Below are 23,437 nucleotides of genomic sequence, written 5' to 3' on the forward strand. Positions count from 1 at the left end.
CAGAAGGAGGCAGGCATGCCGACCGAACTCACCCCCAATCCGGGCAGCAACGTTCCGGGCACGAACGAGCCGATCAGCACGGACGAGACGTCCAACCTGATCGCGGCCGACAAGGTGGAGGGCACCGCCGTCTACAACCGCGAGGGCGACCAGATCGGCACGATCCGTACGATCATGCTGAACAAGTTCAATGGCCGCGTGGCCTATGCGGTTATGTCGTTCGGCGGCTTCCTCGGCATCGGCGAGGATTACCGGCCGGTGCCGTGGGAAGCTCTGACCTACGACACGCGGCTCGGCGGCTATGTCGTCAACATCGACCCGGACCAGCTCGACAACGCGCCCCGCTATCCCGCCGGCGAGGAGCCGAACTGGACGGACAAGGTCTATAACGACGAGCTCTACCGTTATTACGGCATTCCCTACCCGACCTTCTAAGGTCGGCGGGCTAAGGTCGGCGGCCTAAGGTCGGCTGGATCTGATCGAAGCGGCAGCCTCCGGGCTGCCGTTTCCGTTTCAGGCGGCGCATTCGCCCTCTTCGGCCGCCGGCGCGATGGCCCGCAGCCCCGCCTCGATGACCTCCGGGCCGGAATCGCCCCTGGCGCCGTCCACCGTGAGGATCTGACGCCAGCGGCGCGCGCCCGGCCGCCCCTGGAAAAGGCCCAGCATGTGCCGCGTGACGTTGGCGACCCGACCGCCCGCCCGCATATGCCGCTCCACGTAAGGGATCATCCGCTCCGCCGCCGCGAACACATCCGCGTCAGCCTCCGCGGCCCCATAGATGCGCCGGTCGATTTCGGCGAGCAGGGCTGGATTGTGATAGGCGGCGCGGCCAAGCATGACGCCGTCGACATGCCGGAGATGCGCTTCCGCCTGATCCAGATCCGCAATGCCACCGTTGATGCCGACGAAGACATGCGGCAGCCGCGCCTTGAGGCGATAGACACGCTCGTAATCGAGCGGCGGGATTTCCCGGTTCTCCTTCGGCGAGAGGCCCTGCAGCCACGCCTTGCGCGCGTGCACCCAGAGCGCATCGGCACCGGAGGCCAGCACCGCATCCGCCAGCCGGTCCAGCGCCTCCTCGGGATCCTGGTCGTCCACGCCGATCCGGCATTTCACCGTCACCGGCACGTCGACCGCCGCCTTCATCGCGCCGACGCACTCGGCGACAAGATCCGGCGATTGCATCAGGCAGGCGCCGAAGGAACCCGACTTCACCCGGTCCGACGGGCAGCCGACATTCAGGTTGATTTCGCTGTAGCCGAACGCCTCGCCTGCCTTCGCCGCCACCGAGAGCTTGGCGGGATCGGAGCCGCCGAGTTGCAACGCGACGGGCTGCTCCTTCGGCGAGAAGCCCAGCAGGCGCTCGCGATCGCCATGCAGGATCGCCTCGGCCGTCACCATTTCGGAGTAGAGCAAGGCCTCGCGCGTCAGCCCGCGATGAAAGAACCGGCAGTGCCTGTCGGTCCAGTCCATCATCGGAGCAACGGCTAGCTTGTGCGCGGGATAACGAGGCATTTCTTTCTCATGCGGAGCGGGGATGTGGAACGCTGTTCGTTCCGAAACAGTCGGCGCGCCCTTATCTAGGCTACTGAATTCATTCGTTCCACTCTCAGGTCATCATGTCAGTTGCAAACGACAGCTCCGTGCTGGCGGCCCGCCGGCCAGCGTCGCCGCTTTCGATCGAACCGTCCGTCGTGGTCTTCGCGCTTCTGGTGCTGGTGGCCGGCGCCGTCTACCTCTATGCCGGCTTCAACGGTCGCCAGAGCGCGCTCTACATTCTCGGCGGCGCGCTGGGTCTTGTCCTCTACCACGCGAGCTTCGGCTTCACCTCCGCCTGGCGCGTCTTCATCGCGGACCGGCGCGGCGCGGGCCTGCGCGCGCAGATGGTGATGCTGGCGGTCGGCTCTCTGCTCTTCTTCCCGGCGCTCGGCGCGGGTACGCTGTTCGGCCATCCGGTTGCCGGCAACGTATCGCCCCTCAGCGTCTCCGTGATCGTCGGCTCCTTCCTCTTCGGCGTCGGCATGCAGATGGGCGGCGGCTGCGCCTCCGGCACGCTCTACACGGTGGGCGGCGGCTCGACCCGCATGATCGTCACGCTCGCGGCCTTCATCGTGGGATCGGCGGTCGGCGCCTATCACCTGCCCTGGTGGAGCTCCCTGCCCGCGCTGCCCGCCGTCTCGCTGGTGAAGAGCTGGGGCGCCTGGCCGGCGCTCGCCTTCAGCCTCGTCCTGTTCGCGGCGATCGCGGTGGTCACCGTCGTGGCCGAGCGTCGACGGCACGGCCAGCTGATCCAGCAGAATCCGTCCCCGCGTCGGGGCCTCGCCCGCTTCTTCTCCGGTCCGTGGCCGGTCGTCTCGGGCGCGGTGGCGCTCGCCCTCCTGAACTTCGCCACGCTCGCCATCGCCGGCAAGCCGTGGGGCGTCACCTCCGCCTTCGCGCTGTGGGGCTCCAAGATCGCCGGCCATATCGGTTTCGCGCCGGAAAGCTGGGGCTACTGGTCGAAGCCGGGCGCCGCCGCCGCCCTGCACAGCAGCATCTTCAACGACGTGACCTCCGTAATGGATCTCGGGATCATCTTCGGCGCTTTGCTCGCCGCCGGTCTTGCCGGCCGCTTCGCCCCGGTCTGGCGTATCCCGGCCCGGCAGATCGTCGCTGCGATCTTCGGTGGCCTGCTGCTCGGCTATGGCGCCCGGCTCGCGTATGGCTGCAATATCGGCGCATACTTCTCCGGCATCGTGTCCTCCAGCCTGCATGGCTGGCTGTGGCTCGTCTTCGCCTTCATCGGCAATATCGTGGGCACCTGGATCAGGCCCTTCTTCGGACTGGAAGTCGAGCGCATCCGTCCTGCGGCATCGCACGCGGAAGCCTGAGCCAGACCGCGATCGGCTACGAAAAAGGGCGCCCTCGGGCGCCCTTTCCTTTTCGGCGGTTCGTCGGATCAGGGTTCGATGACCCGGCCCGGCTCGCCGGTCTCGGCGATGCAGGGGCCGCCGATCGCGGAGGGGCGCGGCAGCTTGTAGGTGTGACCGTTCACGTTGCAGGTCATGCCAACGGCCGGCGGAGGCGGCGGGGCCGGCTGCTCCGTGGTGATCACGGTCGTCGTGCCCGGCGGCGGCGGAGGCGGCGGTGCGTCCGTCGTGACGGTCGTGGTGGAACTCGTCTGCGCGACCGCGACGCCGGCGCCCGCCGTCATTGCGACGAGGCCGGTCGCGGCCACAAGCATCCCGAAAACCTGTCGTTTCATTCCGAATCTCCCGCTTCTTTCGGGGAGAACAATCTTCGGAGGGTTCTGCGGGTTCCATGCGGCGGGTCCGGCGGACCCGCATATTCGTGTCGATCGATCAGCTCCGCGCGGGGCTGGCTCGGGTTCTCAGAGGACCTCGGCGACCTCGTCGAAGTCCAGCCGCGGGAGACGGCGGAAGACCTTTTCCGGATCGCCAAAGCCGAGATTGCAGACCAGCAGCGAACGATGCGTGGTACCGGCAAAGAAGGCCTCGTCCACCTTCGCCTTGTCGAAACCGCCCATCGGACCGCAGTCCAGCCCCACGGCGCGCGCCGCGATGATGAAGTAGGCGATCTGCAGCGTCGCGTTCATCGTCGCGGTTCCGACGGCAGCCTCCTGGTTGTCGCTGAAAAGGCCGGCCACCGCCGGATTATGCGGGAAGGTCTTGGGGAAATGACGCCAGAATTCCGTATCGGAGGCGAAGATCGCGACGACCGGGGCCGACATGGTCTTGTCTACATTGTTCGGCGACAGAGCGGGCCGGAGCTTTTCCTTGGCCTCGGCCGAGCGCAGGAAACGGATGCGAAGAGACTGGAGGTTCAGCGCGGTGGGGCCGAACTTCGCGAGTTCGTAAACCTGATGAAGCTGCTCGTCGGTCACCGGCCGGTCCAGCCAGCCATTATGCGTGCGCGCTTCGGTGAAGAGCATGCGCAGCGTGTCGGGATCGGCCGAGGCAACCTCGTGGCGAACGCGCAGGATGGCCTCGCGCGCCTTGCGGTGCTCAAGCTCGATGTCAGTATTTTCGGCAACTTGCAGCGTCATCTTCGATTCTTTCGGCAACACCCTAGGTGTAACCGACGCTAGACTCGGGCGAGGGTTCCTTCAAATTCAAAGTAGACGATATCGGTGGACGTATTGTCCCTGTGGAGGAAACGGTCACATGCGCGGACCGTAGCGCCCGCCGCGCGTCGGCGCTAAGGAAGGTTGGAACGCGTTTCGGGCCGCCCCGCCACGAGCGCCCGCAGCAGGTCCGGAGTTCTTGTCTTCATGCTGAACGTTTCCGTCTTCGGCGCCTTCGCGGCAGGCCTGCTCTCCTTCGTTTCCCCCTGCGTGCTGCCGATCGTCCCGCCCTATCTCTGCTACCTCGCCGGCGTGTCGGTCGAGGAACTGGAGCAAAGCGGACCCAATACGCGCACCGCGCGCCGTGTCGTGCTCTCGGCCGTCGGCTTCATCCTGGGCTTTGCGACCGTGTTCGTGTTGCTGGGCGCGACGGCGACCGCAATCGGCCAGACCGTGGCGCGCCACCTCGACATTCTCGGCTTGGTCGCCGGCGCCGTGATCATCGTCATGGGCCTGCACTTTCTCGGCGTCTTCCGCATCGCCTTCCTTTATCGGGAGGCGCGGGTGCAGGTGCAGCGCAAGCCGCCGGGCGTGCTCGGCGCCTATCTCATGGGCCTCGCCTTCGCCTTCGGCTGGACCCCCTGCGTCGGCCCTGTGCTGGCGGCGATCCTGTTCGTGGCCGGCTCGGAGCAGACCGTCGCGCGCGGCGCCATGCTGCTCCTCGTCTACTCGCTGGGCCTCGGCGTGCCGTTCCTGATCGCGGCGGCCTTCTCGCCGCTGTTCCTGCGGTGGGCCTCCCGCTTCCGGCGGCATCTGCATCAGGTGGAGCGCGTCATGGGCGGCCTGCTGGTGCTCACCGGCATCCTCTTCATGACGGGCGAGATGAGCACCTTTTCCTACTGGCTTCTGGAGTGGTTCCCGGCACTTGCGAAGGTCGGCTGAGAACCCGATGAAGACCGCTCAGGCGGCCTTCGGGTTGTTCTCCGCCAGCCGCACCAGCCGCGTGAGCACCGTCGCGACACCCTTGAGCCGATCGTCGCCGGTCTTCCAGTCTCGGATGAAGACGATGCGCTGATCCGGGCGAAGCTTCGCCATGGTGCCCTGCTCGCCGATATAGCGAACGAGCCCCGCCGGATTGGCGAACTCGTTCTTGCGGAACGCGACGACCACGCCCTTCGGCCCGGCATCCACCTTCTCCACATTGGCACGGCGGCAGAGCGCCTTGACGTAGACGACCTTGAGCAAGTGCTCCACCTCGTCCGGCAGCGGACCGAAGCGGTCGATCATCTCAGCCCCGAAGGAATCGATGGCGGCCGCGTCGTCGAGATCGGCCAGACGACGGTAGAGGCTCATCCGAAGCTGCAGATCCGGGATGTAGCTTTCCGGGATCATGACGGCGGTGCCCAGCGTGATCTGCGGCGACCAGCGATCGTCGGCGATCTGCTCGTCCTCGCCGGACTTCAGGCTGGCAACCGCCTCTTCCAGCATCTGCTGGTAAAGCTCGTAGCCGACTTCCTTGATCTGGCCGGACTGCTCCTCGCCGAGAAGGTTGCCCGCGCCGCGAATATCGAGGTCGTGGCTGGCGAGCTGGAAGCCGGCACCCAGAGTATCCAGCGACTGCAGCACCTTGAGCCGACGCTCCGCGCCGGGAGTCATCGGGATGTTGGCGGAAACGGTGAAGAGCGCATAGCCGCGCGTCTTCGACCGGCCGATGCGGCCACGGATCTGGTAGAGCTGCGCCAGCCCGAACATATCGGCGCGGTGGACGATCAGCGTGTTGGCGCGTGGGATATCGAGGCCGGATTCCACGATCGTGGTCGCCAGCAGGATGTCGTACTGCCCCTCGTAGAAGGCGTTCATAATGTCGTCGAGATCGCCCGGCGCCATCTGGCCGTGCGCGACCGCGACGCGAGCTTCCGGCACGTTCTCGTCCAGGAACTTCTTCACGTCCGCCAGATCGGAGACGCGCGGCACCACATAGAACGATTGTCCGCCGCGCACACGCTCGCGCATCAGCGCCTCGCGCACGATCATCGGATCGAACGGCGAGATGAACGTCCGCACGGCGAGGCGATCGACCGGCGGGGTTGCGATCATGGAGAGATCGCGCACGCCCGTCAGCGCCAGTTGCAGGGTGCGCGGGATCGGCGTCGCGGAAAGCGTCAGGACGTGGACGTCCGCCCGGAGATCCTTCAGCCGCTCCTTGTGCTTGACGCCGAAGTGCTGCTCCTCGTCGATGATGAGAAGGCCGAGGTCGCGGAACTCGATGGCCTTGCCGAGCAGCGCGTGCGTGCCGACCACGATATCGACCGTGCCGTCGGTCAGACCCTTCTTGGTGCGCGCCAGACCGGCCGTGCCGGCGAGACGCGAAGCCTGCTCGATCTTCAGCGGCAGGCCGCGGAAGCGCTCGGTAAAGGTGCGGAAGTGCTGGCGGGCGAGCAAGGTCGTCGGCACGACGACCGCCACCTGCTTGCCGTTCATGGCGGCGACGAAAGCAGCACGAAGCGCCACTTCCGTCTTGCCGAAGCCGACATCGCCGCAGACGAGGCGATCCATCGGTCGGCCGGAAACGAGATCGTCCAGCGCGGCGTCGATCGCCGACATCTGGTCGTCCGTTTCGTCATAGGGGAAGCGCGCGGCGAATTCGTCATAGAGCCCGGAGGGCGGCGGCAGTTCGGGCGCGGTCTTCAGGAGGCGCGCGGCGGCGGTCTTGATCAGCGCGTCCGCCATGTCGCGGATGCGCTTCTTCAGCTTCGCCTTGCGGTTCTGCCAGCCGACGCCGCCTAGCTTGTCCAGATCGGCCTCTGTCCCCTCCTGCCCGTAGCGGGTCAGGAGCTCGATGTTCTCCACCGGCAGGAACAAGCGGTCGTTGCCGGCATAGACGAGTTCGAGGCAGTCATGCGGCGCGCCGGCGGCCTGGATCGTACGCAGCCCGACGAAGCGGCCGATGCCGTGGTCGACGTGGACCACGAGATCGTCGGCGTTGAGGCTCGACGCCTCCTTCAGCGCGTCCGACGCCTTTTTCTTGCGCCGCGTATTGCGCACGAGCCGGTCGCCGAGCACGTCCTGATCGCCGATGACGGCGAGGTCCGGCATCTCGAATCCGGATTCCAGCGGCAGGACGGCCAGAGCGGTGGAGCCCTGCGGCAGGCCCTGAACGTCGGCGAAGCTTTCCACCGGGCGGAGCTGCCCCATGCCGTGGTCGAGCAGCACCTGGCCCAGGCGGTCGCGCGCGCCCTCGCTCCATGCGGCAAGCACGATCCGCTTTTCCTGCCGGCGAAGGTCGGCCAGATGCGAGACCAGCGTATCGAAGACGTTGACGTCTTCCTGCGCGCGTTCCGCCGCGAAGGAGCGACCGGTGCGGCCGCCGATGTCGATATTGGTGCCATTGGCGCCTTCCGGCTGCGCAAACGGACTGAGCACGGCGTGGCGGATGTCGGCCAGCGTGGAACGCCAGCTATCTTCCGTGAAATAGAGGCTTTCCGGCTGCACCGGCTTGTAGGGGGCGGCACCGGTGACGCCGCCCTGCCCCATGGCTTCGCGGCGCGACCGGTAATGGTCCTCCACTTCGCCCAGCCGCTCCTTCAGCGCCTCCGCGACGAGGTGATCCACCACGACGGGCACGTCCGGCAAATAGTCGAACAGCATTTCCAGCCGCTCGTAGAAGAAGGGCAGCCAGTGCTCCTGCCCGGCAAAGCGGCGGCCTTCGCTGATCGCCTCGTATAGCGGATCGAGGCCGGTCACGGCTCCGAATGCGGCGCGGTAATTCTGGCGGAAGCGGCTGATCGTCTCCTCGGTGAGGATCGCCTCGCTGGCGGGCACGAGTTCGAGCCGCGGGATCTGGCCGGTGGTGCGCTGCGTCGCGGGATCGAAGGGGCGAATCGTCTCCAGCGTGTCGCCGAAGAAATCGAGGCGGAAGGGATTGGCCAGCCCCGGCGGGAACAGATCGACGATGCCACCGCGCACGGCATATTCGCTGATGTCGCGCACCGTGGGCGTGCGCTCGTAGCCGTTGGATTCCAGCCACTTGACCAGCTGGTCCATCTTCACGACCGAGCCGGACTTGGCCCCCCAGGCGCGCGCCAGCACGCTCTCGCGGTCCGGGATCTTCTGGATGGCGGCATTGGCCGTCGTCAAGATCACCGTCGGCGCGTCCGGCAGGTCCTTCGACGCCAGCCGGTAAAGCGTGCTCATGCGCCGGGCGGAGATATCCGTCGTCGGCGAGACGCGATCGTAGGGCAGACAGTCCCACGCGGGAAAGCTCAGCGTCCGAATCGCGGGCGCGAAGAAGGAAAGCCCCTGCTCCACCAGTTGCAGGCGGCGCGCATCGCGGGCGACGAAGAGGATCGTCTTCTGCCCTCGCGCGAGTTCGGCCAGGATGCGGCCTTCCAGCCCATCCGGCACGCCGCCAAGCGCCACGGAATCGTGTCGCCGGAACAGATCGCCCAGATCGGCGATCGGGTTGGGCGTATCCTTAGTGAGTCTGATCGGCTTTGCGGGCATGGAAAGCGAAAATGTCCCGGTAAACTTGGGTGTCGTAGGTCTCTGGCACGTCAACCTTGCCGGTGAACCAGTCCAGGAGATCGCCGTCGGGCGCCTCCATCAAGGCTTCGAAGTCGTCGAGCTCGGCATCGGTAAGATCGGCGATTCGGTCATCGGCGAAGCCGCCGAGCAGCAGATCCATCTCGCGCATGCCCCGCCGCCACGAGCGAATGAGCACCCGACGACGGCGCGGGTCCAGCCCCTCGCTTGTTCGCTGCGTTCCGGTCATGGCCTGCCTTGCGTTGAGATAATGGTGGAAGCCCTTGGCTTGGCTCCGCCTTTCCCTATAGATCGGGCGGAGGCCGGGCAAGACAAGGCGGCTTCTCCTCTACAAAGTTGAGCGTCCATGCGCCCTTTTCTCCTCGATCCGCTGTTTGCCCCGTTGAAGACGCTGCCGGGCGTCGGCCCGAAGGTCGAGCCGCTGCTGGCGCGCGCGGTGGGCGTCGGCATCGAGGCGGCGACGGTGCGCGACGTGCTGTTCCACCTGCCGACGGGAATCATCGACCGCCGGGCGCGTCCTCGTCTCTTCGAACTGCCGCAGGCGGGCGTGGTCACAGTCGAAGGCACGGTGGAGCGCTACGACATGCCGCCGCCCGGATCGCGCGCGCCGTGGCGGATCATTCTTTCCGACGGCGGCGCGGCGCTGCAGCTGATCTATTTCAATCCCCGGCCGGACTGGCTCAAGAAGACGCTTCCCATCGGCGAGCGGCGCATCGTGAGCGGCCGCCTCGAATGGTTCGACATGCGGCCGCAAATGCCGCATCCCGATTACATCGTCTCCCCCGAGCGGGCCGAGGACCTGCCGGAGATCGAGCCGGTCTACGGCCTTACCGCCGGCCTCTTTCCCAAGATTGTGCGCAAGGCGGTCGGCGGCGCGCTGGACAAGCTCCCGACCCTGCCGGAATGGCTATCCGCCGACGTGCTTTCCAGCCGCGACTGGCCGCCTTTCGGCGACGCGATGACACTGGTGCACCGTGCCGATCCGCTGGCCGGAGAAAAGGAAGCGGAAATCGCGTGGCAGCGCCTCGCCTTCGACGAACTCGTCGCCAACCAGATCGCGCTGGCGCTTGTCAGAGGATCGGTGAAGCGCGGACGCGGCCGTTCCTGGAGCTTCACCGGCCAGGTCCGCGATCGCGTGCTGGCCGCCCTGCCCTTTTCGCCAACCCGCTCGCAGACCGAAGCCATCGGCGAGATCGAGACGGACCTGGCCTCCGAAGACCGTATGCTGCGACTGCTGCAGGGCGACGTCGGCGCGGGCAAGACGCTGGTCGCCATGCTCGCCATGGCCGATGTGGCCGAAGCCGGCGCCCAATCCGCACTGATGGCGCCGACCGACCTCCTTGCCCGCCAGCACTATGCCACGATCAGCCGGATGGCGGAGGCGGCCGGGCTACGCTCGGCGCTCCTCACCGGTCGCGACAAGGCGAGCGAGCGCAACGCGACGCTGGCCTCCATCGCGTCCGGCGAGATCCAGATCGTCGTCGGAACCCACGCTCTCTTCCAGGCGAGCGTCGAGTTCCACGATCTCGGCCTCGTCGTGGTGGACGAGCAGCATCGCTTCGGCGTGCACCAGCGTCTCGCGCTGACGTCGAAGGGCGAAACGCCGGACATGCTGGTGATGACGGCGACGCCGATCCCGCGCACGCTGGTGCTTTCCTATTTCGGCGACATGGATGTGTCCAAGCTGACGGAAAAGCCGGCGGGGCGGCAGCCGATCGACACGCGCACCGTCTCTCTGGACCGGCTGGACGAAGTGGTCGCCCGGATCGGCAGCGCCATCGCGTCCGGCGACAAGGCCTACTGGGTCTGCCCGCTCGTGGCAGAATCGGAGGTGCTGGACGTCGCCGCCGCCGAGGAACGGTTCGTCACGCTGCAGCAGGTCTTCGGTCCTGTTGTCGGCCTCGTCCACGGCAAGATGGGCGCGGCGGAGAAGGAGGCCGTGATGCAGAGCTTCCGCTCAGGCGACGTGCGCGTGCTCGTGGCAACGACCGTCATCGAAGTCGGCGTCGACGTGCCGGATGCCACGATCATGGTGATCGAGCATGCCGAACGCTTCGGCTTGGCCCAACTCCACCAGCTTCGCGGCCGCGTCGGACGCGGAACCAAGCCATCCACCTGCCTCCTGCTCTTCAAGACACCGCTGGGCGAAGTGGCGAGGGCTCGATTGACCGTCATGCGCGAGACGGAGGACGGTTTCCGCATCGCCGAGGAGGATCTCAAGCTGCGTGGCGAAGGCGACGTGCTGGGCACGCGGCAATCCGGCATGCCCGGTTTCCGCATCGCGCAGGCGGAGCTGCATGGCGACCTGCTGCCGCTCGCCCGCGACGAGGCGAAGCTGGCGCTCAGCCGCGACCCGGATTTCACCAGCCCGCGCGCGGAGCCCTTACGCCTGCTCCTTTATCTCTTCGGCCGCGACGATGCCGTGCGTCTCATGCGGGCGGGCTGAAGAGGTCGGCCCCTGCCATTCCGGCGTGACGAGGCCGGCGGAGATCGTCAGCTTCGCCGCCTCCTCTATCGTCATGTCAAGAATGGTCAGTTCGCTGCGGCGGACGAAATGCACCATGCCGGTCGTGAGGTTCGGCGTGTTCGGCACGAAGACGGTGATGAAGTCCTCGTCCTTCGGCAGGCGGTGCGCGATCTCGCCATCCGTCTCGGTGGAAACGAACACCAGCCGCCAGACGCCGCGCCGCGGATACTCGATCAGCCCCGCCTTCTGGAACGAGCGCCCTGACTCCGACAGCACCGTCTGGAAGAGCTGCTTCAGCGCCCGGTAGACGTTGCGCACCAGCGGGGTACGGTCGAGCAGGAATTCCCCGTAGAAGACGACCGAACGCCCGACGAGGTTGGCGGTCAGGAAGCCCAGCAGCGTCAGCATCAGGACGGCGACGATCACGCCGACGCCGGGCACCGAGAACGGCAGGTAATTATCGGGATTGTAGGCGCGCGGGATCAGCGGCTTCACCCGCACGTCGACCCAGTGCACGAAGGCCCAGGTCAGATAGAAGGTGATCCCGATCGGCGCGGCGACGATGATGCCGGTCAGGAAATAGTTGCGCAGGCGGATCCGGAGCCAGGATCGCCGGGGTGGCGGCGCGACCTGCTTTCTTAGTTCATCCAGATCCATTCGGTCTCCCATCGGGCGAGGTCGCAGCCGGACCGGCTGCGGCGAAGCGCCTCAGGGGGAAGCCTATTCCACCGTGACGGACTTGGCCAGATTGCGCGGCTGGTCGACGTCGGTCCCCATGAACACAGCCGTGTGATAGGCGATCAGCTGCACGGGAATGGAATAGACCAGCGGCGCGATTTCCGGCGCGACATCCGGCAGGACCAGCGTTTCCATCGTTTCCAGCGAGGCGTGCGCGGCACCCTTCTCGTCGGTGATCAGGATGATCCGGCCGCCGCGCGCCGCGACTTCCTGCATGTTGGAGACGGTCTTCTCGAAAAGCGCGTCAAACGGCGCAATCACGATCACCGGCAGCGTCTCGTCGATCAGCGCGATGGGGCCGTGCTTCAGCTCGCCGGCGGCGTATCCCTCGGCATGGATGTAGGAGATCTCCTTGAGCTTTAGCGCGCCTTCCAGCGCCAGCGGGAAGCTGGTGCCGCGGCCGAGGTAAAGCACGTCCTTGGCCTTGGAGAGTTCCTTGGCCAGACGCTCGATCCGGCCTTCGAGCTTCAGCGCATGGGCGGCCAGGCGCGGCAGTTCCACGGCGGCCTGCACCAGTCGCCGCTCGTCCGCTTCGGAGAGGAAGCCGCGCTGGCGGCCGGCGGCGATCGCGAGCGAGAAGAGAACCGAGAGTTGGCAGGTGAAAGCCTTGGTGGAGGCGACGCCGATTTCCGGCCCGGCCATGGTCGGCAGCACGAAGTCGGCCTCTCGCGCGATTGTGGAGGTCGGCACGTTGACGATGGCCGCGATCCGCTGGCCCGCCTGCCGGCAGTAGCGCAGCGATGCCAGCGTGTCCGCCGTCTCGCCGGACTGGGAGATGAACAGCGAAAGGCCACCCGGCTTCAGCGGCATCTCGCGATACCGGAATTCGGAGGCCACATCGATCTCGACCGGCATGCGCGCCAGCCGCTCGAACCAGTATTTGCCGATCAGCCCGGCGTAATAGGCCGTGCCGCACGCGGAGACGGAAAGCCGCTCGACCGTCGTGAAGTCGATCCCGGCGCCTTCCGGCAGCTCGGCCCGGCTCTCCGCGAAATCGAGATAATGCCCGAAGGTATGGGAGATCACTTCCGGCTGCTCGTAGATCTCCTTGAGCATGAAATGCCGGTGGTTGCCCTTGTCCACCGTCAGGCTCGCCGCGACCGACCGCGTCATCGGACGGCTGACGAGCGTGCCGGCCTCGTCGAAGATCTGCACGGACCGGCGTGTCACGACGGCCCAGTCGCCGTCTTCCAGATAGGTGATGGAATTGGTGAAGGGCGCGAGCGCGATGGCGTCGGAGCCCAGGAACATCTCGCCGTCGCCGTGGCCGATCGCCAGCGGGCTGCCACGCCGGGCCGCCACGAGCATGTCGTCCTCTCCGGCAAAGAGGACCGCCAGCGCGAAGGCGCCCTGCAGCTTGGTGAGCGTCTCGCTCATTGCCTGCACCGGCTTCATTCCGCGATCCAGCGCCATGGTGATGAGATGGACGATCACCTCCGTGTCCGTCTCGCTGGAGAGCGTGCGGCCGGCGGCGCGGATCTCGGCGCGGAGCGCCTGATAGTTCTCGATGATGCCGTTGTGAACGACTGCCACTCGGTCGGTCGCATGCGGATGCGCGTTCGCTTCCGTCGGCTTGCCGTGCGTCGCCCAGCGGGTGTGCCCGATGCCGGAAAGGCCCGACAGCGGCTCGGAGCGAAGCCGGGCTTCCAGGTTTACCAGCTTGCCCTGCGCGCGGCGGCGGGTGAGTTCTCCCGCCTCCAGCGTCGCGACGCCGGCGGAATCGTAGCCGCGATATTCCAGCCGCTTCAGCGCATCGACGATGAGCGGCGCGACGGGTTCACGCCCGAGAATTCCGACAATGCCGCACATCGATCCGCTCTCCTGAAAACCCGATCCTGCCTAGCCGACGCAAACAGCCTGTTAAAATCAAAGACGGTTTCCGATTATGTCGGCTTGCGGCGATCTTTCTGCGCTTCGCGGAGAACCGCCGCCCGGCCGGGCTTCGCCACCTGCCGCGCCCGGCCGAACGCCAGCGCATCGGCTTCCACGTCCTCGGTCAGCACGCTGCCGGAAGCGACATAGGCGCCGTCGCCGATGGCGATGGGGGCGACCAGCGAGGAATTGGAGCCGATGAAGGCGTTCGCGCCGATGTCGGTGCGGAATTTGTTCACGCCATCATAATTGCAGGTGACAGTGCCGGCGCCGATATTGCTCTTCGCTCCGACCCGCGCGTCGCCGATATAGGTGAGGTGGTTGACCTTGGCCCCGGTCTCGACCGTGGCGGCCTTAATCTCCACGAAGTTGCCGATATGGGCACCCTCCCCGATCTCCGCGCCGGGACGCAGCCGCGCGAACGGCCCCACCGTCGCGCCGGAAGCGACCTGCGCGCCTTCGATATGGCTGAACGCACGGATGACGACATTGTCCGCCACGGTGACGCCCGGCCCGAAGACGACGTTGGGCTCGATCGTCACGTCGCGGCCGAGCACAGTGTCATGCGCGAAGAACACGGTTTCCGGTGCGATCAGCGTCGCGCCTTCCACCATCGCGGCGCGGCGACGCTGCGCCTGGAAGAGTTGCTCGGCGCCGGCAAGCTGGACCCGGTCGTTGATACCGAAGACCTCGTCGGCGGCGATCTCCGCCACGTCCACCCGAAGTCCTCGATCGTTCGCCACCTCCACCGCGTCGGTCAGGTAGAATTCCTTCTGCGCGTTGTCGCTGCCGATCGCGTCGAGAATCGCCAGCGCGACGTCGCCGCGAAAGGCCATCATGCCGGCATTGCAAAGCGTGATCTGCCGCTCCGCCTCGCTCGCGTCCTTTTCCTCACGAATGGCGAGGAGACGCTCGCCTTCCATGACGAGGCGGCCGTAGCCCTTCGGGCTCTCGGGCCGGAAGCCGGCGACCACGACGGACGCGCCTTCGGCCAGTCCGGCCCGCAGATGCGCGATCGCCTCGGGCGTGACGAACGGGGTATCGCCGTAGACGACCAGGACGTCGTCGGTCGCATGTTCGAGTTCCGGCCGGGCGGCGAGCACCGCGTGTGCCGTCCCGAGCCGCTGTTCCTGCATGTGGATGGAAGCATGGGGCGCCAGCTCGCCCACGGCGGCGCGGACCGCACCGTGATTGGGCCCGACGACGACCGCCAACCGGTCGATGCCCGCGCTGCCGAGCGTCTTGAGCACGTGCCCCACCATCGGCAGGTGCCCGATCCGGTGCAGCACCTTGGGCAGGGCCGAGCGCATTCTCGTTCCCTCGCCGGCAGCCAGAACCACGGCTAGACTCTCACGCATACCGGCACCCTGCTCCTCTGGCTTTGTTCGCGGGCTCGCCCAACCCGCGGTGAATCGCTGTCCAGCGTATAGAACCTGCGCCGGGCTGCCGAAAGCCTATCTTCCGTCAGCAGAACGAGCCCCGGCCGAGGCTGGACACAGATCGGCCCCGCACGCGCGAGCATGCGAGGCCGGGAAGCGAGGGCAGTTGCGGTCCCTTAGAACGGAAGGATCCGCAGCCGGCCGAAGATGTAACCGAGAAGCACCGCCAGGAAGAAGGTCGTCAGCGGCTGCGACCGAGCCGAGGCCATGACATCGCTCTGCACCGAGGAAAGCAGGCCCTGCTGCTGGGACTGGCCCTTATCCTCACCGGAACCCTGGCCACTTGCCCGCGGCTTGGACTGGCCACCGGACCGCGCGCCGGATTGGCCGGATCCCTTGGCGGCGTCCTGACCGGAACCCTGGCGCTTGCGCCCCGCCTGCGAACCGGAACGCGGGGGCGTGGAAGCGGCCGAGCCTTCCGTATCTTCGCCGAGCACTTCTTCCTCGTGGCGGACGTAATCTCCGAACCCGTTAGTTTCTGACATGGTCATCCCTCTGTGTGTTCTCTGCTGCAAACGCGGGTCAGCGCGAAAAGATGCGCTTGAGCCATGCGATCAGCCCCTTGCGGCGCACGATCCGGGCCTGATTGGCCGCCTCGTCCACCCAGGAGTGCAGTTCCGCTTCGGCGCGACGAACCTGGCGGGAATTGCGGATGCGCTTGAGGCGGCGCGAATTGCGGACGCGCTGCATCTGCTCGCGCAGGGTCGGCGGCGGGGGCGGTTCCGGCGCGGGCGCCGGCTTCATCAGCCCGGCCTGCCGCAGCAGGTTGGCCGATTGATGCCCCAGCTCCGAGCGGGTGGAGCGGCCGGCGCGACGGATGCTGGGCAGAAGAAGATCGAAGGCCAGCACCGCTCCGGCAGCACCGAGGGCGAGCGGCGCCCATGAGAGATCCAGCCCCTTGCCTTTCCCCTGGCCGCCGCGACGCCCGCCTTCGCCCTGGCCCTCGTCGCTCCATCCGCTCTCGTCGTAATCGTCGCCCTTGCCCGCACCGGAGCCGGTGGAGCCGAGAGTGTCGGCCATGACTGCGCCGCGCTGGCCCATGGGGCGCGCCATGCCGACGGTGGTGTCATGCTCGGTCTGGTGCTCGATCTCGGAGTTCAGCTCACCGCCGACGATCAGCACGAAGACGGACACCCAGGTCCACATCAGGAGGCCGATGACCGCGCCCAGCGAACCGTAGGTGGCGTTGTAATTGGCGAAGTTCTTGACGTACCAGGAGAACAGCACCGAGGCGAGCAGCCAGATGACGGCGGTCACCACGCTGCCCCAGGTCACCCAGCGCCATTCCGGATGGTCGCGGCTCGGGCCATAGCGATAGAGCAGCGCGATGGCGAGGAGCACGACCGCCAGAAGCACCGGCCAGCGGATGATCGCAACGGCCGTCTGCGCGGCGTCTCCGAAGCCGACCATCTCGATGATCGCCGGTAGGATGCCGACCAGGAAGACGAACACTCCGGCGAAGATCACGCCGCCGACCGTGAAGATCAGGCTCTGCAGGTTCAGCATGACGAAGCTGCGCTTCTCACGCTCGTTGTAGGCGATGTTCATGGCCTCGAACATCGACTTCACGCCGCTGTTCGTGCTCCACAGCGCCAGGACAAGGCCGATCACGAAGGCGAAGCCGAGCGATTTGTCGCCCTGGCTCGTCAGGCTTTTCACCTGCGTGCCGACGATGTCGATCACGGAATCGGGGACGACGCCCTTCATGGAGTTCAGGTGATCGCCGATGGTCGAGGCGTCGGCGAAGAGCCCGTAGATGGAGACCATCGCGGCGATGGCCGGGAACAGCGCCAGCAAGAGGTAGAACGTCGTTCCCGCAGCAACCAGCGAGACGCGATCCTCCGAGATCTGCTCCTTCACCCGCAGCAGGATGTCTTTCCAGCCGGCGGCCGGGATCTCGGACGGGGTTTCGGCGGTGCGCCCCCGATCGTTGTTTGACCGCGTCTGATTGGAGGATGCCATCTGCTTAGCCCGCTTTGCAGTTCAACCCGGTAACCAGCATGAACGATGAATGTTCCACCGGGGCGCGTCACTGGGGCGCGGGGAAGCCTCCGCCGCCGGCTTGCAAACCGCAGGACGCTCGGCCAAACCTTCACCCGAAAAGCGGAGCCCTGAAGAATGCTCAATCTCTACGGGACGGAGAACGGCAGCCTGAAGCGGATCGATCCGGGCAAGCCGCTCCCGAAGGATGTCGTCTGGGCGGACCTCTTCAACCCCAGCCGGGAGGAAGAGCGCCTCCTGGAAGAAGCGTTCGGCATCGATATCCCCACCAAGGAAGAGATGGCGGAAATCGAGGCCTCGTCGCGCCTCTACAGCGACAAGGACAGCCTGTTCATGACGGCCGTCGTGCTGACCGGCGACAACGAGCACGGGCTGCATCCGGCACCCGTGACCTTTATCCTTTCCGGGTCGACCTTCGTCACGGTCCGCTATTCCGATCCTTCCTTTATCCGCGCCTTCACGACACGCACGAAGAAGTCCTCGGCTCCTGTCCCGGCGTCCATCCCCGCCCCTGATGCGCAGGCCGCCGGGGACGCGGCCGGCGGGGGTGTCCCGCCCAATACCGAGCAATTACCGATCCAGCCGCAGCCGAACGGCGGCGGGCTCGCGGGCGGCGACACGATCTTCGTGAGCCTCCTGGAAATGATCGTCGACCGCGCGGCAGATTTCATCGAGCGGATCAATGCCGACGTGGACCAGCTCTCCCACCGCGTTTTCCAGCACAATACCGGCAGCAGGCCGATGAAAACGCGCGATTTCCAGGCGCTGCTGCACGAGATCGGCCGCAACGGCGACCTCACCTCGCGCACCAAGGAGAGCATGTTCACCGTCGGCCGCATCGTGGATTATGCCTCAGCCAGCGAGGTGATCCAGTTCCCCAAGCAGCTGAGGGCGCGGCTGAAGACCGTGGCGCGGGACGTGAAATCGCTGGCGGACCACTGCACCTTCCTGTCCGGCAAGATTTCCTTCCTGCTCGACGCGACGCTGGGACTGATCAGCATCGAGCAGAACCAGATCATCAAGATCTTCTCCGTCGCCAGCGTCGCCTTCCTGCCGCCGACGCTGATCGCCAGCATCTACGGGATGAACTTCAAGGTGATGCCGGAGCTGGACTGGCACTTCGGTTACCCCCTAGCCCTTTGCGTGATGGTGGTTTCCGCGGTGCTGCCGTGTCTTTATTTCAAGCGGCGCGGCTGGCTTTAGGAATCGTCCTGGGGCGGGTAACGTGAGGCCCGTGAGCAGGCAGGACCGAATTCGACTGGTGCGTGACGGGCCAAGCGGCGTGGAAGCGATCCATGCGCGTTTCCTCGGCCATGCCTACGACATGCACCACCATGAAGAATGGCTGGTCGGCGTTACCCATCGCGGCGTGCAGGACTTCTTCTGCCGGGGCCGAAGGCAGCGCAGCACGGCCGGACGCGTGATCCTGATCGAGCCCGGCGAGATGCATGACGGACAGGCCGTCACGCCGGAGGGCTTCTCCTACAGCATGCTTTATATCCCGCAGCCCTGGCTGAACGGCGGGCTCGGGCTGAGCGACAACATCGCAACGCGACCACGGGGCCAGCCGGGTTTTCGCGCCACGCTTTCCGACGACGCACGGCTGGCGGCAGCCATTCACCGGACCTGCGCGCTACTGGCCGGATCTTCCGAGCGGCTCGTTCGCGATGCGGCGCTCGATGCCGTGCTTGCCGGTCTGAAACGTCATTTCGGCCAGCAGGACCTGTCCGTCCATCAGGCCAGCCCGGTCATCGCCCGCCGCGCCCGCGAGTGCCTGCAGGACGACATGACGGCCGAATTCGGGGCGGACGAACTCGCCCGCCGCGCGGGGGCCGAGAACCGCTTCCAGCTCGCCCGCGCCTTCCGCGCCGCCTACGGCACCTCGCCACATGCCTTTCTCGTGCAGATCAGGCTGACGCAGGCGCGACGGCTGCTCAAGGCGGGCATGCGACCGGCGAGCGTGGCGGCAGCCTGCGGTTTCTCCGACCAGAGCCATCTCGGCCGCTGGTTCCGCCGCGCCTACGGCCTCACCCCTGCCGAATACCGCGCGGGTTGCACGGGCGTTCCAGACTTCGTTCCGGCCGGGGAATAGACCGAGCCTTTCCGAACAGCAGAGCGGTACCGGAATGGTTTTCGATACGAAGGTGGCGATCCTCGTTCTGGAGGATCTCGCGATGTGGCAGAAGCTGAATGTGACGGCCTTTCTGGCGACCGGCATCGCCGGCTCCGCGCCGGAAGCCATGGGCGAACCCTACCGCGACGCGGCCGGACGCCGGCATGCCGCCCTGCTCGGCCAGCCGATGCTGATCTTCGCGGCCAGCTCCGACGTCCTGCAGCGCGCCTGGCGCCAGAGCATCGAGCGCGACCTCACCCGGGCAGTCTACGTGCGGGCGATGTTTTCCACCGGCCACGACGCGGCGAACCGCGAGGTCTTCGCAGCCGAACCGGCCGACGCGCCGGATCTCGTCGGCCTCGCGATCCGGGGCCCGAGAAAGGACGTCGACAAGGCAACCAAGGGCGCCGTTCTTCATCCCTGAGGGATGCTGAAACCGACGCGTTGTTTTGCCGGCAAAGTTCAACAGCTTTCACAGACGGTAATCGTTCGGAGCATTTGCGGCTTTACGGCGAAGGAGATCCGAAGCAGTCTTCGCTTTTCTTCCCGCCTCTGCGAGGACCTATGAGTTTCAAACGTTTCGCGACCGCTGCCTTGCTTGGCGCCGGCCTGATCGCCGCCGCAACGGCGGGCGCATCCGCCAAGACGCTGGTCTTCTGCTCCGAAGGCAGCCCCGAGGGCTTCGATCCCGCGCTCTACACCTCCGGCACGAGCTTCGACGCGTCCGGTCGCGCCGTCTTCAACCGTCTCGTGGAATTCGACATCGGCACGACGAAGGTCGTTCCCGGCCTCGCTGAAAGCTGGGACGTGTCGGCCGACGGCAAGGAATACACCTTCCACCTGCGCCACGGCATCAAGTTCCAGTCCTCCGACACGTTTACGCCCACGCGGGACATGAACGCCGACGACGTTGTGTTCTCCTTCGAGCGCCAGTGGAAGAAGGACAACAAATGGTTCAGCTATGCCGGCGGCAACTGGGAGTATTTCTCCTCCATGTCGATGCCGGAGCTGCTGAAGAGCGTCGAGAAGGTCGATGACTACACCGTCAAGTTCGTGCTGAACCGGCCTGAAGCGCCGATGCTGGCCGACCTTGCGATGGACTTCGCCTCGATTGTCTCCAAGGAATACGCCGACCAGCTGATGAAGGCCGGCACGCCCGAGCTCTTCAACCAGCAGCCGATCGGCACCGGCCCCTTCCAGTTCGTCGCCTACCAGCCGGATGCCGTCATTCGCTACAAGGCCAACCCGGACTATTTCCGCGGCAAGCAGAAGATCGACGACCTCGTCTTCGCCATCACCACGGACCCCGCGGTCCGCGTGCAGCGCCTGCAGGCCGGCGAGTGCCAGATCATGGCCTATCCGAGCCCGGCGGACGTGGCGAAGCTGAAGGCCGACCCGAACCTCAAGGTCGAGGGCGAGGCTGGCCTGAATGTCGGCTATCTCGCCTACAACACCATGATGCCGCCCTTCGACAAGCCGGAGGTCCGCAAGGCCCTCAACATGGCGATCAACAAGAAGGCGATCGTGGACGCGGTCTTCCAGGGCACCGGCACCGTCGCCAAGAACCCGATCCCGCCGACCATGTGGTCGTACAACAACGACGTGAAAGAGACCCCCTACGATCCCGACCAGGCCAAGAAGATGCTGGCCGACGCCGGGGTCAAGGACCTCAGCATGAAGATCTGGGCGATGCCCGTCTCGCGTCCCTACATGCCGAATGCCCGCCGCGCCGCCGAACTGATGCAGTCCGACCTTTCCAAGGTCGGCGTCAAGGCCGAGATCGTCAGCTACGAGTGGGGCGAGTACCTGAAGCGCGTCGCCGACAAGAAGCGTGACGGCGCCGTCATCCTCGGCTGGACCGGCGACAATGGCGATCCGGACAATTTCCTGGCCGTGCTGCTCGGCTGCGATGGTGTCGGCACCTCCAACAACGCCGCGAACTATTGCTACAAGCCGTTCGAGGACCTGATCCAGAAGGCCAAGACGACGGCCGATCAGGCCGAGCGCACCAAGCTCTACGAGCAGGCGCAGGTCGTCTTCAAGGATCAGGCACCGTGGGACGTGCTCGATCACTCGCAGACCTTCATGCCGATGAGCAAGAAGGTGACGGGCTACAAGATCAACCCGCTCGGCACGCACATTTTCGAAGGCGTCGATATTTCCGAATAAGCCTTTCACACGTTTCCGGGGCGCGCTCTCTCGCGCCCCGGTTACTTTTGTCGCATTGCGTTTCTTTCGCTGATTGCCCCAAGGGCTCCGATGCTTCGTTTTCTGGCCACACGCGTCGGGCTCCTGATCCCGACCTTCATCGGCGTCTCGCTGGTCGCCTTCGGCTTTATCCGTCTCCTGCCGGGTGATCCCATCCTGATTTTCGCGGGTGAGCACGGCATCACGCCCGAGCGCTACCATCAGGTGGCGATGCAGTACGGGTTCGACCGGCCCATCTGGACGCAGTATTTCCACTATCTCGGCAATCTGCTGCATGGCGATTTCGGTCAGTCCATCGTGACGCGCCGGCCCGTGCTGCGGGAGTTCATCACGCTGTTTCCGGCAACGCTGGAACTGTCGGTCTGCGCCATCGTCTTCGCCGTGATCATCGGCGTGCCCGCCGGCGTGCTCGCGGCCGTCAAGCGCGGCTCGGTCGTCGACCAGGGCCTGATGGGCACCGCACTCGTCGGCTATTCCATGCCGGTCTTCTGGTGGGCGCTGCTGCTGGTCATCTTCTTCTCCGGCATCCTCCACTGGACGCCCGTTTCCGGCCGCATGGACCTCCTTTATTTCTTCAAGCCGGTCACCGGCTTCATGCTGATCGACTCGCTGCTCTCCGGGCAGAAGGGCGCGTTCACCTCCGCCGTCAGCCACCTGATCCTGCCGACGATCGTGCTCGGCACGATCCCGCTCGCGGTCATCGCGCGGCAGACCCGGTCCGCCATGCTGGAAGTGCTGGGCGAGGACTATGTCCGCACCGCCCGCGCCAAGGGGCTCTCCCCCTTCCGCGTCGTCGGCATCCACGCGTTGCGCAACGCGCTGATCCCGGTCATCACCACGATCGGCCTGCAGGTCGGCATGATGATGGCGGGCGCAATCCTGACGGAAACGATCTTCTCCTGGCCCGGCATCGGCAAGTGGATGGTCGATTCGGTGTTTCGCCGGGATTACCCCGTCGTGCAGGGCGGGCTGATCCTCATCGCCGGCATCATCATGATCGTCAATCTCGTGGTCGACCTCCTCTACGGGCTGGTCAATCCCCGCATTCGGCACCGCTGAGGTCATCATGGTCGAAACCACAAATCCGACCCGGGCCGACATGCCGCTGAAGAAGGTCGCGCGCGACGCGCGCAGGGCGATGCTCGGCGAGTTCTGGCATTATTTCGCGGAAAACCGCGGCGCCGTTCTCGGGCTGGCCCTCTTCGTCCTGCTCGTCGTCGTCGCGATCTTCGCCCCGCTGATCGCGCCGCACGGCCCCGCCATGCAGGACCGCAGCGCCCTGCTCGTGCCCCCGGCATGGGAGGCGGGCGGCAGTTCCACCTATCTCCTGGGCACCGACGCGGTGGGCCGCGATCTCCTGTCCCGCCTCATCTACGGCGCGCGCTTCTCGCTCTTCATCGGCGTGGTCGTCGTGGGGATTTCGCTGGTCGGGGGCATCCTGCTCGGCCTGGTCGCCGGGTATTTCCGCGGCTGGATCGACATCGTCATCATGCGCGTCATGGACGTGATCCTCTCCTTCCCGTCGCTGCTCCTGGCGCTGGTGCTGGTCGCGGTTCTGGGTCCGGGCCTCGTCAACGCGATGATCTCCGTCGCGCTCGTGCTGATCCCGCATTTCGTGCGCCTGACCCGCGCGGCCGTGATGGCGGAGGCCGGCAAGGATTACGTCGTGTCGGCCCGCGTCGCCGGCGCGGGGCCGGTCCGGCTGATGCTGAAGACCATCCTGCCGAACTGCCTTGCGCCGCTTATCGTGCAGGCCACCCTCTCCTTCTCCGAGGCGATCCTCGACGCCGCCGCGTTGGGCTTCCTCGGCATGGGCGCGCAGCCGCCGACGCCGGAATGGGGCACGATGCTCGCGGAAGCGCGCGAGTTCATCCTGCGCGCATGGTGGGTCGTGACCTTCCCGGGCCTCGCCATCCTGATCACGGTGCTCGCCGTGAACCTGATCGGCGACGGGCTGCGTGACGCGCTCGACCCGAAGCTGAAGCGGAGCTGAT

Annotated in this window: 20 protein-coding genes; 10 read left to right on the forward strand and 10 right to left on the reverse strand. The window is 66.2% G+C overall.

What is annotated here, in order from left to right; all coding sequences use genetic code 11:
- The first annotated feature begins 15 nt into the window (after nucleotides 1–15).
- Nucleotides 16–435 (forward strand): PRC-barrel domain-containing protein, encoded by a 420-nt coding sequence (locus BMY25_RS12045; RefSeq protein WP_092496893.1) that lies wholly within the window; start codon nucleotides 16–18, stop codon nucleotides 433–435.
- 78 nt (nucleotides 436–513) lie between these two features.
- On the opposite strand, the gene dusA is transcribed toward BMY25_RS12045, so the two are convergent.
- Complete coding sequence (gene dusA / locus BMY25_RS12050) at nucleotides 514–1,515, reverse strand: tRNA dihydrouridine(20/20a) synthase DusA (RefSeq protein ID WP_092496894.1); 1,002 nt, start codon at nucleotides 1,513–1,515, stop codon at nucleotides 514–516.
- 104 nt (nucleotides 1,516–1,619) lie between these two features.
- Here dusA and BMY25_RS12055 point away from each other — a divergent pair, with 104 nt between their 5' ends.
- A complete protein-coding gene (locus BMY25_RS12055) occupies nucleotides 1,620–2,870 on the forward strand; it encodes a YeeE/YedE family protein (protein WP_092496895.1) in 1,251 nt (416 codons plus the stop codon).
- A 68-nt stretch (nucleotides 2,871–2,938) separates the two neighbouring features.
- Here the strand turns inward: BMY25_RS12055 and BMY25_RS12060 are convergent, their stop codons facing one another.
- Together BMY25_RS12060 and BMY25_RS12065 are read right to left on the reverse strand one after the other, a co-directional pair.
- Nucleotides 2,939–3,244 carry a hypothetical protein gene (locus BMY25_RS12060; protein WP_092496896.1) on the reverse strand — a complete coding sequence of 102 codons (306 nt, stop codon included), beginning with the start codon at nucleotides 3,242–3,244 and terminating at the stop codon, nucleotides 2,939–2,941.
- Between the two features lie 126 nt (nucleotides 3,245–3,370).
- Nucleotides 3,371–4,045, reverse strand: a complete 675-nt coding sequence (locus tag BMY25_RS12065) for a malonic semialdehyde reductase (protein WP_092496897.1) — start codon at nucleotides 4,043–4,045, stop codon at nucleotides 3,371–3,373.
- A gap of 225 nt (nucleotides 4,046–4,270) precedes the next feature.
- On the opposite strand from BMY25_RS12065, the gene BMY25_RS12070 reads away from it, so the two are divergent.
- Nucleotides 4,271–5,005, forward strand: a complete 735-nt coding sequence (locus BMY25_RS12070) for a cytochrome c biogenesis CcdA family protein (protein WP_092496898.1) — start codon at nucleotides 4,271–4,273, stop codon at nucleotides 5,003–5,005.
- Between the two features lie 18 nt (nucleotides 5,006–5,023).
- Here BMY25_RS12070 and mfd read toward each other — a convergent pair whose 3' ends face one another.
- Nucleotides 5,024–8,566 carry a transcription-repair coupling factor gene (gene mfd / locus BMY25_RS12075; protein ID WP_092496899.1) on the reverse strand — a complete coding sequence of 1,181 codons (3,543 nt, stop codon included), beginning with the start codon at nucleotides 8,564–8,566 and terminating at the stop codon, nucleotides 5,024–5,026.
- On the reverse strand, nucleotides 8,538–8,834 hold the full coding sequence (locus BMY25_RS12080; protein WP_092497011.1) for an FAD assembly factor SdhE: 297 nt from the start codon (nucleotides 8,832–8,834) through the stop codon (nucleotides 8,538–8,540). Before BMY25_RS12080 ends, mfd begins: the two co-directional genes overlap by 29 nt.
- Nucleotides 8,835–8,951: 117 nt before the next feature.
- Between BMY25_RS12080 and recG the strand changes: the two genes are divergently transcribed.
- A complete protein-coding gene (gene recG, locus BMY25_RS12085; protein WP_092496900.1) occupies nucleotides 8,952–11,051 on the forward strand; it encodes an ATP-dependent DNA helicase RecG in 2,100 nt (699 codons plus the stop codon).
- Here recG and BMY25_RS12090 read toward each other — a convergent pair.
- The 5 genes from BMY25_RS12090 to BMY25_RS12110 form a co-directional block, all read right to left on the reverse strand.
- The gene (locus BMY25_RS12090; protein ID WP_092496901.1) at nucleotides 10,989–11,729 is read right to left on the reverse strand and encodes a DUF502 domain-containing protein; all 741 of its coding nucleotides are present in this window, start codon (nucleotides 11,727–11,729) and stop codon (nucleotides 10,989–10,991) included. The two genes, recG and BMY25_RS12090, sit on opposite strands and share 63 nt — an antisense overlap.
- A 63-nt stretch (nucleotides 11,730–11,792) precedes the next feature.
- Nucleotides 11,793–13,619 carry a glutamine--fructose-6-phosphate transaminase (isomerizing) gene (gene glmS, locus BMY25_RS12095; protein WP_092496902.1) on the reverse strand — a complete coding sequence of 609 codons (1,827 nt, stop codon included), beginning with the start codon at nucleotides 13,617–13,619 and terminating at the stop codon, nucleotides 11,793–11,795.
- Nucleotides 13,620–13,693: 74 nt separating this feature from the next.
- Nucleotides 13,694–15,040, reverse strand: coding sequence for a bifunctional UDP-N-acetylglucosamine diphosphorylase/glucosamine-1-phosphate N-acetyltransferase GlmU (gene glmU, locus BMY25_RS12100; protein WP_092496903.1), 1,347 nt, complete (start codon nucleotides 15,038–15,040; stop codon nucleotides 13,694–13,696).
- A gap of 197 nt (nucleotides 15,041–15,237) precedes the next feature.
- The gene (locus BMY25_RS12105) at nucleotides 15,238–15,606 is read right to left on the reverse strand and encodes a hypothetical protein (RefSeq protein WP_143061958.1); all 369 of its coding nucleotides are present in this window, start codon (nucleotides 15,604–15,606) and stop codon (nucleotides 15,238–15,240) included.
- Nucleotides 15,607–15,643: 37 nt separating this feature from the next.
- Nucleotides 15,644–17,083, reverse strand: a complete 1,440-nt coding sequence (locus BMY25_RS12110) for a YihY/virulence factor BrkB family protein (RefSeq protein ID WP_092496905.1) — start codon at nucleotides 17,081–17,083, stop codon at nucleotides 15,644–15,646.
- Nucleotides 17,084–17,239: 156 nt separating this feature from the next.
- Here BMY25_RS12110 and BMY25_RS12115 point away from each other — a divergent pair, with 156 nt between their 5' ends.
- The 6 genes from BMY25_RS12115 to BMY25_RS12140 all read left to right on the forward strand — a co-directional run bounded on the left by BMY25_RS12115 (nucleotide 17,240) and on the right by BMY25_RS12140 (nucleotide 23,436).
- Nucleotides 17,240–18,325: a magnesium transporter CorA family protein gene (locus BMY25_RS12115; RefSeq protein ID WP_092496906.1), complete on the forward strand. Its 1,086-nt coding sequence runs from the start codon at nucleotides 17,240–17,242 to the stop codon at nucleotides 18,323–18,325.
- A 58-nt stretch (nucleotides 18,326–18,383) separates the two neighbouring features.
- The gene (locus BMY25_RS12120) at nucleotides 18,384–19,214 is read left to right on the forward strand and encodes an AraC family transcriptional regulator (protein WP_238858304.1); all 831 of its coding nucleotides are present in this window, start codon (nucleotides 18,384–18,386) and stop codon (nucleotides 19,212–19,214) included.
- Nucleotides 19,215–19,248: 34 nt separating this feature from the next.
- On the forward strand, nucleotides 19,249–19,659 hold the full coding sequence (locus BMY25_RS12125) for a DUF2000 domain-containing protein (protein ID WP_092496908.1): 411 nt from the start codon (nucleotides 19,249–19,251) through the stop codon (nucleotides 19,657–19,659).
- A gap of 140 nt (nucleotides 19,660–19,799) precedes the next feature.
- Nucleotides 19,800–21,404: an ABC transporter substrate-binding protein gene (locus BMY25_RS12130; RefSeq protein ID WP_092496909.1), complete on the forward strand. Its 1,605-nt coding sequence runs from the start codon at nucleotides 19,800–19,802 to the stop codon at nucleotides 21,402–21,404.
- Nucleotides 21,405–21,494: 90 nt separating this feature from the next.
- Complete coding sequence (locus tag BMY25_RS12135) at nucleotides 21,495–22,502, forward strand: ABC transporter permease subunit (protein WP_092496910.1); 1,008 nt, start codon at nucleotides 21,495–21,497, stop codon at nucleotides 22,500–22,502.
- A 40-nt stretch (nucleotides 22,503–22,542) separates the two neighbouring features.
- On the forward strand, nucleotides 22,543–23,436 hold the full coding sequence (locus tag BMY25_RS12140) for an ABC transporter permease subunit (RefSeq protein WP_092497013.1): 894 nt from the start codon (nucleotides 22,543–22,545) through the stop codon (nucleotides 23,434–23,436).
- Nucleotide 23,437: the final 1 nt, after the last annotated feature.

It is taken from the genome of Faunimonas pinastri (assembly GCF_900110915.1).
GTDB classification, from domain to species: domain Bacteria; phylum Pseudomonadota; class Alphaproteobacteria; order Rhizobiales; family Afifellaceae; genus Faunimonas; species Faunimonas pinastri.

Coding starts and splice junctions, on each gene's coding strand:
- BMY25_RS12045 (WP_092496893.1), top strand. CDS start 16: ATGCCGACCGAACTCACCCCCAATCCGGGCAGCAACGTTCCGGGCACG.
- dusA (WP_092496894.1), bottom strand. CDS start 1,515: ATGCCTCGTTATCCCGCGCACAAGCTAGCCGTTGCTCCGATGATGGAC.
- BMY25_RS12055 (WP_092496895.1), top strand. CDS start 1,620: ATGTCAGTTGCAAACGACAGCTCCGTGCTGGCGGCCCGCCGGCCAGCG.
- BMY25_RS12060 (WP_092496896.1), bottom strand. CDS start 3,244: ATGAAACGACAGGTTTTCGGGATGCTTGTGGCCGCGACCGGCCTCGTC.
- BMY25_RS12065 (WP_092496897.1), bottom strand. CDS start 4,045: ATGACGCTGCAAGTTGCCGAAAATACTGACATCGAGCTTGAGCACCGC.
- BMY25_RS12070 (WP_092496898.1), top strand. CDS start 4,271: ATGCTGAACGTTTCCGTCTTCGGCGCCTTCGCGGCAGGCCTGCTCTCC.
- mfd (WP_092496899.1), bottom strand. CDS start 8,566: ATGCCCGCAAAGCCGATCAGACTCACTAAGGATACGCCCAACCCGATC.
- BMY25_RS12080 (WP_092497011.1), bottom strand. CDS start 8,834: ATGACCGGAACGCAGCGAACAAGCGAGGGGCTGGACCCGCGCCGTCGT.
- recG (WP_092496900.1), top strand. CDS start 8,952: ATGCGCCCTTTTCTCCTCGATCCGCTGTTTGCCCCGTTGAAGACGCTG.
- BMY25_RS12090 (WP_092496901.1), bottom strand. CDS start 11,729: ATGGATCTGGATGAACTAAGAAAGCAGGTCGCGCCGCCACCCCGGCGA.
- glmS (WP_092496902.1), bottom strand. CDS start 13,619: ATGTGCGGCATTGTCGGAATTCTCGGGCGTGAACCCGTCGCGCCGCTC.
- glmU (WP_092496903.1), bottom strand. CDS start 15,040: ATGCGTGAGAGTCTAGCCGTGGTTCTGGCTGCCGGCGAGGGAACGAGA.
- BMY25_RS12105 (WP_143061958.1), bottom strand. CDS start 15,606: ATGTCAGAAACTAACGGGTTCGGAGATTACGTCCGCCACGAGGAAGAA.
- BMY25_RS12110 (WP_092496905.1), bottom strand. CDS start 17,083: ATGGCATCCTCCAATCAGACGCGGTCAAACAACGATCGGGGGCGCACC.
- BMY25_RS12115 (WP_092496906.1), top strand. CDS start 17,240: ATGCTCAATCTCTACGGGACGGAGAACGGCAGCCTGAAGCGGATCGAT.
- BMY25_RS12125 (WP_092496908.1), top strand. CDS start 19,249: ATGGTTTTCGATACGAAGGTGGCGATCCTCGTTCTGGAGGATCTCGCG.
- BMY25_RS12130 (WP_092496909.1), top strand. CDS start 19,800: ATGAGTTTCAAACGTTTCGCGACCGCTGCCTTGCTTGGCGCCGGCCTG.
- BMY25_RS12135 (WP_092496910.1), top strand. CDS start 21,495: ATGCTTCGTTTTCTGGCCACACGCGTCGGGCTCCTGATCCCGACCTTC.
- BMY25_RS12140 (WP_092497013.1), top strand. CDS start 22,543: ATGCCGCTGAAGAAGGTCGCGCGCGACGCGCGCAGGGCGATGCTCGGC.